This is a genomic window from Streptomyces sp. NPDC089915, assembly GCF_040684675.1.
Lineage (GTDB): Bacteria > Actinomycetota > Actinomycetes > Streptomycetales > Streptomycetaceae > Streptomyces.
Map to the genome: position 1 here is coordinate 16,749 of NZ_JBFBGN010000041.1, position 12,084 is coordinate 28,832.

At 73.8% G+C, this 12,084-nt stretch carries 11 protein-coding genes; 8 read left to right on the forward strand and 3 right to left on the reverse strand.

Annotated elements, in window-relative coordinates; translation table 11 throughout:
* Positions 1–71 precede the first annotated feature (71 nt).
* Complete coding sequence (locus tag AB0O29_RS15300) at positions 72–752, reverse strand: hypothetical protein (protein WP_365151710.1); 681 nt, start codon at positions 750–752, stop codon at positions 72–74.
* A gap of 336 nt (positions 753–1,088) precedes the next feature.
* Between AB0O29_RS15300 and AB0O29_RS15305 the strand changes: the two genes are divergently transcribed.
* Positions 1,089–1,919: an SAM-dependent methyltransferase gene (locus AB0O29_RS15305; RefSeq protein WP_365151712.1), complete on the forward strand. Its 831-nt coding sequence runs from the start codon at positions 1,089–1,091 to the stop codon at positions 1,917–1,919.
* 143 nt (positions 1,920–2,062) lie between these two features.
* Positions 2,063–4,234, forward strand: coding sequence for an EAL domain-containing protein (locus AB0O29_RS15310; RefSeq protein ID WP_365151773.1), 2,172 nt, complete (start codon positions 2,063–2,065; stop codon positions 4,232–4,234).
* A 245-nt stretch (positions 4,235–4,479) separates the two neighbouring features.
* Here the strand turns inward: AB0O29_RS15310 and AB0O29_RS15315 are convergent, their stop codons facing one another.
* Positions 4,480–5,550: an FAD-dependent monooxygenase gene (locus AB0O29_RS15315; protein WP_365151714.1), complete on the reverse strand. Its 1,071-nt coding sequence runs from the start codon at positions 5,548–5,550 to the stop codon at positions 4,480–4,482.
* A 120-nt stretch (positions 5,551–5,670) separates the two neighbouring features.
* Here AB0O29_RS15315 and AB0O29_RS15320 point away from each other — a divergent pair, with 120 nt between their 5' ends.
* Positions 5,671–6,321, forward strand: coding sequence for a TetR family transcriptional regulator (locus tag AB0O29_RS15320; RefSeq protein ID WP_365151716.1), 651 nt, complete (start codon positions 5,671–5,673; stop codon positions 6,319–6,321).
* Between the two features lie 77 nt (positions 6,322–6,398).
* On the forward strand, positions 6,399–6,533 hold the full coding sequence (locus AB0O29_RS15325) for a hypothetical protein (protein WP_365151717.1): 135 nt from the start codon (positions 6,399–6,401) through the stop codon (positions 6,531–6,533).
* 244 nt (positions 6,534–6,777) lie between these two features.
* Here AB0O29_RS15325 and AB0O29_RS15330 read toward each other — a convergent pair whose 3' ends face one another.
* Entirely contained in the window at positions 6,778–7,656 is an 879-nt protein-coding gene (locus AB0O29_RS15330; RefSeq protein ID WP_365151719.1) for a LysR family transcriptional regulator, read from the reverse strand.
* A gap of 108 nt (positions 7,657–7,764) precedes the next feature.
* Between AB0O29_RS15330 and AB0O29_RS15335 the strand changes: the two genes are divergently transcribed.
* From AB0O29_RS15335 to AB0O29_RS15350, 4 genes are all read left to right on the forward strand, one after another.
* A complete protein-coding gene (locus AB0O29_RS15335; protein ID WP_365151721.1) occupies positions 7,765–8,469 on the forward strand; it encodes a succinate dehydrogenase cytochrome b subunit in 705 nt (234 codons plus the stop codon).
* 2 nt (positions 8,470–8,471) lie between these two features.
* The gene (locus AB0O29_RS15340) at positions 8,472–10,424 is read left to right on the forward strand and encodes a fumarate reductase/succinate dehydrogenase flavoprotein subunit (protein WP_365151723.1); all 1,953 of its coding nucleotides are present in this window, start codon (positions 8,472–8,474) and stop codon (positions 10,422–10,424) included.
* Complete coding sequence (locus AB0O29_RS15345; protein ID WP_365151725.1) at positions 10,421–11,161, forward strand: succinate dehydrogenase/fumarate reductase iron-sulfur subunit; 741 nt, start codon at positions 10,421–10,423, stop codon at positions 11,159–11,161. The genes AB0O29_RS15340 and AB0O29_RS15345 overlap by 4 nt, the downstream gene beginning before the upstream one ends.
* A gap of 170 nt (positions 11,162–11,331) precedes the next feature.
* Positions 11,332–11,979, forward strand: a complete 648-nt coding sequence (locus AB0O29_RS15350) for a hypothetical protein (protein ID WP_365151727.1) — start codon at positions 11,332–11,334, stop codon at positions 11,977–11,979.
* Positions 11,980–12,084 lie beyond the last annotated feature (105 nt).

Here is a 12,084-nt window from a genome sequence, read left to right on the forward strand (position 1 = left end):
GGTGGGGGCCGGGCGGCCGGGCGGCCGGCGGGCGCACCGGGCGGCGGCGGCCGGGCGTGGGCGGGCGCGGCCTAGCGCGGGCGCAGCGCGACGATCGCGAGCACGGCCGGGGCGGCGGTCATGAGGGTGAACGTGACGGGCGAGATGTGGTGTTCGACCGGTTTGCGCGTGGCGGTGTGGTACGCGGGCCTGGGCACCTTCGGCTTGGGCGCCGGCGGCTTCGGCGCGGGGGTGGGCGGCGGAGGCGGCGCGGGCTGCGGCGGGGGAGGCGCGGGGGCCCGGTACACCCGGGGTGCGGGCGGTTTCGGTGCGGGCGGCTCGGGTGCCGGGGGTGCGGGCTTGGGCGGCTCGGGGGACGGCGGGGGCGGAGGCGGCGGAGGGGTGGGTTTGGGCGGCGGGGTCGGCTTGGGCGGCGTGGGGGTGGGGGTCGGAGTGGGGGTCGGCGTGGGCGTCGGGGTGGGCTTCGGCGGGCAGGGCGGGGGAGGGGGTGGAGGGCAGTGGTGCTCGTGCCCGTGGCCGCGGCCCTTGTCGTGGCCGCGCCCCTTGGCCGGTCCGTCGTCGTGATGTCCGCCACCCCGGGCGGCCGCGGCCGCGCCGCCGCCGGCGGACGCGTACGCCCACGCGGCGGTCCCGTCGTCACCGGTGCCGATCGTCGCGTAGGCGCGGCTATCGGCCACCGCCGGAGTGGCCGACAGGGTCGCCCACAGCAGGACCGGCACCGCCAGCAGGCGTCTGGCTAAGGCTCTGTTCACCCGGGGAGCATGGGCACGCGCGCGCCCGCGCACGCGGGAACCCGGGAGTGGTTCGCCCGAACGGGCGGTTCATCGACCGGTGAGGTTTGAGACAGGTTCTGATCGGTTGTGGTTGAACGCTGGTCAATTCCCAAAAGGTATTTGTCGGTTTCCGCAGCGCCGCCGGGCGGCTCCGGTCGCCTTTGGTGTGTGACCAAGAACGGACCGGCAATTTCCGCTTTTGCTCGCCCTGTTGGGCAATGATCAGTACATTCGGCTCGGACAGCAGTCCGACCCCCGCCCGACCCCCGGGCGGACCAGGTACGACCACGACACGCCGACGGCTTGGAGACCCCGATGGAACGCCCCGCCTGGGCCCCGCCAGGCATCGACATATCGGTGCCCAGCGTGTCCCGTATCTACGATTACTACCTGGGCGGCTCCCACAATTTCGAGGTCGACCGCCAGGCGGCCCGCCGGGCCATGGAATTCATGCCGGGCCTGCCCAAGGTCATGCAGGCGAACCGGGCGTTCATGCGCCGCGCCGTCCGCCACGCCGTCGCCGAGGGCGTCACCCAGTTCCTCGACATCGGCTCCGGCATCCCCACCTTCGGCAACGTCCACGAGATAGCCCGCGCCGCCACCCCCGAGGCCCGCGTCGTCTACGTCGACCACGACCCGGTCGCCGTCGCGCACAGCCGGGCCGTCCTGGCCGACGACGACCAGACCGACGTCGTCGCCGCGGACCTGCGCAAGCCCCAGGACGTCCTGGCCGCCCCCGAGGTCCGCCGGCTGCTCGACCTCGACCGGCCCGTCGCCCTGATGCTCGTCGCCGTCCTGCACTTCCTCGAGGACACCGACCAGCCCTACGCCGCCGTCGCGCAGCTGCGCGACGCCCTGGCCCCCGGCAGCATGCTGATCCTCACCCACGCCTCCTACGAGGGCATCCCGCTCAGCGAGGAGGTCGCGGCCGGGACCGTCGGCGTCTACCGCGACATCCGCAACCCGCTCGTCATGCGCGGCCACGAGGAGATCGCCGGCTTCTTCGACGGGTTCGAGCTGCTGGAGCCCGGGGTCGTCTCCATGCCCGACTGGCGCCCCGACCGCACCGGCCCGCTCGCCGAGGGCGAGGCCCCCGAGGACCCGTACGCCTTCTCGGGCTTCGGCGGCGTGGGACGCAAGGCGTGAGACTCCCCGCTCCGACACCCCCGCCCGCGACCCCCGGCCGGCCCCAGCCGGCCGGCGGCGCCGCTTCCGCACCCGTACCGGCACCCGCGGCCGGTACGGAACCGCCCGTCCCGCATACCGGCCGGGCGCCGCAGCGCGACCCGATCGGCGACCGCGACGACCGGATCGCCCGCTTCGCGACCATCTGGGGCCGGGCCATCTTCCCGGTCACGGCCACCTCGCTGACCCGCCCCGAGTTCGAACGGCACCTCGTCCCGCTCGCGCGCACCCTCACCGAGGCCCTGCACGCCCGCCCCTTCGACGCGGGCGTCGCCCAGGGCGTCGGCGCCGAACTCGTCGCCGTGCACTGCACCGACCCCGAGGCCCTCGCCGGCACCCTCGGCGTGGTCGAGTCCTACCTGGTCCTGTACTGCGGCCCGGACGGCACGGGCACCGGCGGCGGGACCGGAGCCGACGGCAGCGAAAGCACCGAGGAGTACCGCTCCCGCTGCGCCCGGCTCCAGCACGGCATCGCCGCCGGATTCGCCCGCGCGCTGCGCGAGCGGACCCTGCGGGAGCAGGAGGCCATCGCCCGCTCCGCCCTGACCGCGCGCATCGACGCCCAGCAGGCCCTGCACGCCAGCGAGGAGCGCTTCCGCGCCGTCTTCGAGGGCGCGGCCGTCGGCATCGGCATCGCCGACCTCGACGGGAACATCCTGGAGGTCAACGACACCCTCCTCAAGATGTTCGGCGGCCTGGAGGGCCACGTCCGCAGCCGCAACGTCAGCGAGTGGGGCCACCCCGACGACACCCCGCACGTCTGGAAGATGTACGGGGAACTCGTCCGCGGCGAGCGCGAGCACTACCGCGTGGAGAAGCCCTACTACCGGCACGACGGCACCGTCCTGTGGACCAACCTCACGGTGTCCCTGCTGCGCGACGCCGACGGCGCCCCGCAGTACCAGCTGGCCCTGATGGAGGACACCACCGAACGCCGGCTGCTCAACCTGCGCCTGCGCTACGAGGCCACCCACGACGCGCTGACCGGACTGCCCAACCGCACGCTGTTCTTCGAACGGCTGGAGAAGGCCCTGGGCGCCGCCCCCGGCAACCGCTTCGGCCTGTGCTACCTCGACCTCGACGGGTTCAAGGCCGTCAACGACAGCCTCGGCCACTCGGCGGGCGACCGCCTCCTCGTGGAGGTCGCCGACCGGCTGCAGAGCTGCGCCACCGGACCGGGCGAGGTCGTCGCACGCCTGGGCGGCGACGAGTTCGTGGCCCTCACTACCGGCCCCGGAGCCCAGACCGAGGAGAAGGTCAGCGACCTCGCCGTCCGCATCCTGACCGCCCTGTCCACGCCCATCCGGCTGGAGGGCCGCGAACTGTCCGTGCGCGGCAGCATCGGCATCGTCGAGGGCACCTCGGGCGAGCGCACCCCGGCCGAGGTGCTGCGCAGCGCCGACATCACCATGTACCGGGCCAAGGCGGCCGGCGGCAACCGCTTCGAGTTCGCCGACGCCGAGGCCGACGCCCGCGCCATCACCCGCCACGGCCTGACCAACGCCCTGCCCGCGGCCCTGGAACGCGGCGAGTTCTTCATCGAGTACCAGCCCCTGGTACACCTGCACGACGGCAGCGTGCGCGGCGCGGAGGCGCTGGTGCGCTGGTCGCACCCCCAGTACGGGGTGCTCGGACCGGACCGGTTCATCCCGCTCGCCGAACGGACCGGCCTGATCGTGCCGCTCGGCCGCTGGGTCCTGGAGGAGTCCGTCCGCCAGGCCCGGAACTGGCAGCGCCAGCACGGCGGGGCGCCCCTGCGGGTCAACGTCAACCTCTCGCCGACCCAGCTGACCCACCCCGGCCTGGTCGCCGACACCCTGCGCGTCCTGGAGTCCTCCGGCCTGGCCCCGGGCGCGCTGTGCCTGGAGGTCACCGAGTCGGCGCTGATCGGCGCGGACGACGAACTCCTCGAACCGCTGCGCCGGCTCGCCGCGCTCGGCGTGGACATCGCCCTCGACGACTTCGGCACCGGCTACTCGAACCTGGCCAACCTGCGCCGGCTGCCGGTCAGCGTCCTGAAGCTGGACCGCTCCTTCACCCAGGGGATGCAGCAGGAGCCGGCCGACCCCGTCGACGTCAAGATCGTGGAGGGCATCGTCGCCCTGGCCCACAGCCTGGAGCTCGCCGTCACGGTCGAGGGAGTGGAGACCGGTGCCCAGGCGGCCCAGCTCCGCGCCCTCGGCTGCGACACGGCCCAGGGCTGGTACTACGCCCGCCCGGGCTCCCCGGACAGCATCCACACTCTCTCCCTCTGCGACGCCGTACCCACCGGCTGAGGCCTTGGGGGCCTGAGGCCGTCCGGCCGTGAGCCAGTGGGCCCTGGGGCGGGGGCCGCGGGGACCTGGGGCCGTGAGCCCGCGAGGCCCAGAGGCGGGTGCTGTGGGCGTTGGGGCCGTAAGGCTCTGAGGCAGGGGCCACCGAGCTGTAGGGCCGGGGCCCGGCCGGGGCTGTGGTGCGCGGTTCGGCGGAGCCCGGGCCGGCGGTGTGCCGTTCGGCGGTGTGCGGGCCGACGGTGTGAGGGTCAGCGCATCCCGGCCTCCGTTCCCCGGCCGGGCTCGCGGACGGCGGCGAGGACCCGCCGGTGGCGTTCGGAGGTGTCGGCCAGCACCCGCTCGGCCGCCGGGAGGCGCTCGGCCTCGTAGCCGTCCAGGGCGTCGTCCCCCGCCGGGCCGGTGAGGGCGGCGGCCAGGGTGCGGGCGAGGGCGGCCGCGTCCTGGATGCCGGTGTTCATGCCCAGCCCGCCGGCGATCGGGTGGACGTGGGCGGCGTCCCCGGCGAGCAGGATCCGGCCCTCGCGCATCCGGGCGGCCCGCCGGACGTTGACCCGCCAGTCGGAGAGCCAGGTGGCCTCCGTCAGCCGTATGCCGGGCACTCCGGCGTGCCGGTCGAAGAGCCGTTGGAAGCCCTCCAGACTGGCCGGCAGCGGCTCGCCCCGCCCATCCGTCTCCGGGGAGGCCTGGAGCTGGAAGGTGTCCGTCCCGGGCATCGGGCAGAGCATGATGCCGCCGCCCTCCGACGTGAACCACTGGTGCCAGTACTCCCGGCTCAGCCCGGGGGCCCGCACGTCCCCGACGACCATCGTCGGCTTCTCCTCGGTGTACCCCTCGAAGGGGATACCGAGGAGCTCGCGGGTGGTGCTGTGCCCGCCGTCGCAGCCGGCGGCGTACCCGGCGCGGACCGAGCCGCCGTCCGCCAGGCGGGCCGTGACCCCGGCAGGGTCCTGCGCGAGCGCGGTGACCCGGGTGCCGTACTCGACGCGGACGCCGAGCTCCGCCAGCCGCTCCCGGAGGATCTCCTCGACCTGCCACTGGCCGATCAGGAGGCCGCCGCCGGAGTCCGGGGTGTCGTTGACGTGGGCGCCGTCGAAGTACTTGCGCAGGACCAGGCCGCGGGCGCCGGTGGCCGACATCCGCTCCCCGGTCCCGAGCCGGGCGAAGACCTCCAGGCTGTCCGGGGTGAGTCCCTTGCCGCGGGACTCCCGGTGGGGGGTGGGCCGCTGGTCGAGGACGCGGACGGACACCCCGCGCAGGGCCAGGTCACAGGCCAGGGTGAGTCCGGTGGGGCCGGAGCCCGCGATCAGTACGTCGGTCATCGGAAGGGTCCTCTCTCGTCGTCGGTCCTTCGTCGCTGAACCAAGGAAAGCGCCTCGCGAGAAAAAATGCAACCCGGTTAAGAAATTGACTTGGTTGCAGTTTTCCTCTACGGTGGTTCCATGGAGAACACGACGGGTCTGCGCGAGAGCAAGAAACTGCGTACGCGTCGCCAGCTGGCGGCCACGGCGCTGGAACTCTTCCTGGAACGGGGCTTCGACGCCGTGTCCGTGGCCGACGTGGCCGCGGCGGCCGAGGTGTCCAAACCCACCCTGTTCCGCTACTTCCCGAGCAAGGAGGATCTGGTCCTGGACCGGTTCGCCGACCACCAGGACGAGGCGGCGCGGATCGTGCGCGACCGGCCCGAGGGTCGCGGTCCGTCGGGCGCGCTCCACGACCACTTCCTGGCGGCCCTCGCCGAGCGCGACCCCATCACCGGACTCTGCGACCATCCGGACGTCCTCGCGTTCCAGGGCCTGCTGTACTCCACCGCGAGCCTGGAGGGCCGGATCGCCCACTACACCGCCCGCGAGGTGGAACTGCTCGCTGACGCCCTGGAGGCGGAGGGGGCCGAGCCGCTGGCGGCCCGCCTCGCCGCGACGCATCTGGTGGCGGTCCGCCATGAGCTGGGCCGGGAGAACTGGCGCCGGATGGCCGCGGGGGTGACGGCGGACGAGGCCTATCCGGCCGCCGTCGGCGACGCCGACCTGGCCTTCGGCATGCTGGCCGAAGGTCTCGACCGGACGCTGGGCCCGCTGATATCCCGGGCCTGAGCCGGCCGGGCCGCCGGGCCCTGGATGATGCCCGGTGAGGGCCCGCCGGGCAGCGGGCCGGAGAGGCGGGTGTGCGGATGGCCGCACGGTATGTCACCGAGCTGGTCGGGGCGTTGGAGCGGTACGGGGAACGGCCCGCGATCGGGGCCGGCCCCCGGGCCCGCTCGCCCGAAGTCCCCCTGACCCGGCCCCCCGACCTGGTACGGGCCTGACTCTGGCCGCTGACCCGGTGCGCGCCCGACCCGGCTGGTGCCCCGTGCGGGCTCGGTCTGGCCCCCTGACCCTGTGCGGCCCGACTCGTGTCCACTGACCCCGCGCGGGCCTGCCCCGGCCCCTGACTCCGTCCGGGCCTGCCCCCTGCCCCCTGCCACCCCAACCCCCGCCGCTGACCCCGACCCCGGCCGCTGTCCCGGCCCCGCCCCGGCCCCGCGCGCCCGAGGCCCCCGGTGGGGCTGGTCAAGCGGTCAGGATGCGTTTCAGTTCTCGGGCCGCGCGGGGTGGGGCCACGTCCGTGCGGTGGGCCAGGGCGATCGTGCGGCGGAGGGGGGAGCCGGTGAGCCGGGTGGCGCGCAGGCCCGGGCCGGCGTGTTCCACGACCATCTCCGGGACCACCGCCACCCCCAGCCCCGCCCGCACGAAGCCGAGGACGGCGTCCATCTCGCCGCCCTCCACCGTGAACACCGGCTCGAACCCCGCCGCCCGGCAGGCGCCCACCGTCAGGTCCCGCAGGTCGTAGCCGTGCCGGAACATCACCATCGGCTCCTCGCGCAGTCCGGCGACCGTCAGCTCCCCGCCCCCGCCCGGCGGCGGGAGGTCGCGGGAGGAGACCACCACCAGGTCCTCCGTCAGCAGCTCCACCGTGGTCAGCGGCGGCGCCGACGGCGGCAGCGGCAGGACGATCAGGGCCAGGTCCAGCACCCCGCGCGCCAGTTCCCGTACCAGGTCCAGCGAACCGCCCTCCTCGATCAGCAGCTCGATCCCCGGGTGCGCCGTGTGGAAGGCGCGCAGCACCCCCGGCAGCATCCCCGTGCACACGCTCGGCGTGGCCCCCAGCCGCACCCGGCCGCGCCGCAGCTGGAGCAACTCCTGCACCTCCAGCCGCGCCGTGTCCGCGTCGGCCAGGATCCGCCGGGCCAGCGGCAGCAGCGCCTCGCCCGCGTCGGTCAGCGCGATGTTCCCCCGCGCCCGGCTGAACAGCTCCGCGCCCAGCTCCCGTTCCAGTGCCTTGATCTGCTGCGACAGCGACGGCTGGGCCACGTGCTCCCGCTCGGCGGCGCGCGTGAAGTGCCGGGTCTCGGCCACGGCCACGAAGTACACGAGCTGCTGGAACTGCATTTCCCCAGGCTAACGGCGCCCCTCACCAAGTTCCATAGGGAACGTCTATCGCGATCAGCTCCACCATGTCTTGGACCTTTCGGGACCTTCGTCCCTACGGTCTACCTCATGGCTCTGGCAACGCGGACGGATCGACGGCCGTCCACCCCGCGCACGCTCTGGGACTCCACCGTCGGCAAGAAGTCCGTGATGGCCGTCTCCGGTCTGATCATGCTCGGCTACCTCGTCGCGCACATGTTCGGCAACCTCAAGATCTTCTTCGGGCCGGGGGAGTTCAACGGCTACGCCCACGCCCTGCGCACCCTCGGCGAACCGTTCCTGCACTACGAGTGGGCCCTGTGGATCGTCCGCGTGGTCCTGGTCGCCGCCGTCGTCGCCCACGCGGTCTGCGCCTACCAGCTCAGCCGCCGCGACCTCAGGGCGCGCCCCGTCAAGTACGCCCACAAGCGGCGCCGCGCGAGCTACGCCACCCGCACCATGCGCTGGGGCGGCGTCATCCTCGCCCTCTTCATCGTCTGGCACCTCCTCGACCTCACCACGCTCACCGTCAACGAGCGCGCCTGGGCCGGCCACCCCTACGAGAACGTCCTCGCGACCTTCTCCACCTGGTACGGCAACACGATCTACATCACGGCCATGGCCGCCCTCGGCCTCCACGTCCGCCACGGCTTCTGGAGCGCCGCCCAGACCCTCGGCGCGGGCAGCGCCCGGCGCGAGCGCGCCCTGAGGTTCCTGGCCGACGCCCTGGCCCTCGTCCTCTTCGCGGGCTTCGTGTCCGTCCCCGTCGCCGTCATGACCGGAGTGGTGAGCTGACCATGAGCACCGAGTACGCCGCCTACACCACCGGCGACCCCGTCGCCGACACCAAGGCCCCCGCCGGCCCCATCGCCGAACGCTGGGACCGCCGCCGGTTCGAGGCGAAGCTGGTCAACCCGGCCAACCGCCGCAAGCACACCGTGATCGTCGTCGGCACCGGCCTGGCGGGCGGTGCCGCCGGCGCGACCCTCGCCGAGCAGGGCTACCACGTGGTCCAGTTCTGCTACAGCGACTCCCCGCGCCGCGCCCACTCCATCGCCGCCCAGGGCGGCATCAACGCCGCCAAGAACTACCGCAACGACGGGGACTCCGTACACCGCCTCTTCTACGACACCGTCAAGGGCGGCGACTTCCGCGCCCGCGAGTCCAACGTCCACCGCCTCGCCCAGATCTCCGTCGAGATCATCGACCAGTGCGTGGCCCAGGGCGTCCCCTTCGCCCGCGAGTACGGCGGCCTCCTCGACACCCGCTCCTTCGGCGGCGTCCAGGTCTCCCGCACCTTCTACGCCCGCGGCCAGACCGGCCAGCAGCTCCTCCTCGGCGCCTACCAGGCACTGTCCCGGCAGATAGCCGCCGGCAACGTCGAACTGCACGCCCGCACCGAGATGCTCGACCTGATCACCGTCGACGGGGTCGCCCGCGGCATCGTCGCCCGCGACCTGGTCACCGGCCGCATCGACACGTACTACGCCGACGCCGTGGTCCTCGCCACCGGCGGCTACGGCAACGTCTTCTACCTCTCCACCAACGCCATGAACTCCAACGCGACCGCCGTCTGGCGGGCGCACCGGCGCGGCGCGTACTTCGCCAACCCCTGCTTCACCCAGATCCACCCCACCTGTATCCCGCGCACCGGCGACCACCAGTCCAAGCTCACCCTGATGAGCGAATCCCTGCGCAACGACGGCCGCATCTGGGTCCCCAAGGCCAAGGGCGACACCCGTCCCGCCGCCGACATCCCCGAGGACGAGCGCGACTACTACCTGGAGCGGATCTACCCCTCCTTCGGCAACCTCGTCCCCCGCGACATCGCCTCCCGCGCCGCGAAGAACGTCTGCGACGAGGGCCGCGGCGTCGGCCCCGGCGGCCAGGGCGTCTACCTGGACTTCGCCGACGCCATCCGCCGCATGGGCCGGGACAGGGTCGCCGAGAAGTACGGCAACCTCTTCGAGATGTACGAGCGGATCACGGCGGAGAACCCGTACGAGGTCCCCATGCGGATCTACCCGGCCGTCCACTACACGATGGGCGGACTGTGGGTCGACTACGACCTCCAGACCACCGTCCCCGGCCTGTTCGCCATCGGCGAGGCCAACTTCTCCGACCACGGCGCCAACCGCCTCGGCGCCTCCGCCCTGATGCAGGGCCTCGGCGACGGCTACTTCGTCCTCCCCTCCACCATCAACGACTACCTCGCCCGCCACCCGCACCAGGACGAGGTCGACGACGGCCACCCCGAGGCGGCCGCCGCCGTCCGCGAGACCCGCGACTGCCTGGCGAAGCTCCTGGCCGTCGACGGGGACCGCACCCCCGACTCCTTCCACCGCGAGATCGGCGAACTCATGTGGGAGTACTGCGGGATGGCCCGCACCGAGGAGGGACTGCGCAAGGCCCTCGCCCGCATCCCGGAGATCCGCGAGGAGTTCTGGCGGCGGATCAAGGTCCCCGGCAGCGGCGAGGAGTTCAACCAGTCGCTGGAGAAGGCCAACCGCATCGTCGACTACCTCGAACTCGCCGAGTTGATGTGCCTCGACGCCCTTCACCGCGCCGAGTCCTGCGGCGGCCACTTCCGCGAGGAGTCCCAGACCCCGGACGGCGAAGCGGCCCGCCGCGACGAGGAGTTCGCCTACGCGGCCGCCTGGGAGTACCGCGGCACCGCCGCCGCACCCGTCCTGCACAAGGAAGACCTCGTCTTCGAGTACGTCCACCCCACCCAGCGGAGCTACGCATGAAGCTCACCCTGCGCGTCTGGCGCCAGCCGAACGCCGCCGTCCCCGGCGCCATGGCCTCCTACGAGGTCGACGGCATCTCGAAGGACATGTCCTTCCTGGAGATGCTCGACACCCTCAACGAGGACCTCATCCTGCGCGGCGAGGACCCGGTTGCCTTCGACCACGACTGCCGCGAGGGCATCTGCGGGGCGTGCAGCCTCGTCATCAACGGCGACGCCCACGGACCCGAACGCACCACCACCTGCCAGCTCCACATGAGGTCCTTCGCGGACGGCGACACCATCGACGTCGAACCCTGGCGGGCCTCGGCCTTCCCCGTGGTCAAGGACCTCGTGGTGGACCGCAGCGCCTTCGACCGGATCATCCAGGCCGGCGGCTACATCACCGCCCCGACCGGCTCCGCACCCGAGGCGCACGCCACCGCCGTCCCCAAGCCGGCCGCCGACTCCGCCTTCGAACACGCCGAGTGCATAGGCTGCGGCGCCTGCGTCGCGGCCTGCCCCAACGGCTCCGCGATGCTGTTCACCTCCGCCAAGGTCAACCACCTGAACGTGCTCCCGCAGGGCTCGCCCGAGCGCGAGACGCGGGTGCTGGACATGGTGGCCCGGATGGACGACGAGGGCTTCGGCGGCTGCACCCTGACCGGCGAGTGCGCCACCGCCTGCCCGAAGGGCATCCCGCTGCCGTCGATCGCCGCCATGAACAAGGAGTGGCTGCGGGCGGTGCGCAAGCGTTGACCCCCTCCGGCGGCCCTCCGCGTGCGCCGGGCCGCCCGGGGCACGCGGCCGCCCGGGGCACCCGGCGCACGCGGCCGCCCGGCCGGGCCGATCCGCCGACCGGGCGCACGCGGGCGCCCTCGGCCGCGCCGCGCCCCCGCCCGCTCCGCCCGGCGGGGCACAGTGGGCGCATGCCCGCCGCCCCCGAACCGCACCGCCGTACCCTGCTCGCCGCCCTGGCCGCCCTGGCGCCCCTCGCGGCGGCCGGGTGTGCGGGGCGGGAGCGCTGCGCCCCCGCGCCCGGGCCGCAGCCGCCCGCCAGGGACGCCCTCGTCATGCTGATCACGCACGCGGAGAAGCCCCATCCCGGAGCCACCGGCGAGGACGACGAGGGCAATGAGGACCCCGGCTCCCTCGCCGGGCGGGGCCGCCGCCGCGCCGAGGAGCTCCACCGGCTGTTCGGCCCCTCCCACGGAGCCCCGCTGCCCCGGCCCGCCGCCCTCTTCGCCACCGGGGGACCGCAGTCCGCCCCCGCCCGCTGCCGGCAGACCCTGGCACCCCTGGCCACCGCGCTGCGGCTGTCCGTACGGGACCGGTTCGAGCTCGGCGCCGAGGCCGGCGCCGCCCGGGCCGCGCTGGACGCCCCGGCGCCCGTCCTGCTGTGTTGGGAGCCGGCCGGGATCCCCCGCCTCGTCCACGCCCTGGGCGCCCACCGCGTCCGGGGCCTGCCCGCGGCCTGGCCCGACCGCGGCGACCTCGTCTGGACCCTCACCCGCAGCCGCGGGAACTGGGCCTTCCGCGAACTCCCGCAGCGCCTGCTGCCCGGGGACGCGCAGTGACCTAGGGCCTGTCGTCAAACTCCCGTCTGCCCCGCGACGCCTGGCACGCGCTCTCGCCGCACCGGGCGAAAGCCAAGTACGTCCAGTACGCGGGCTTCCGTCCGG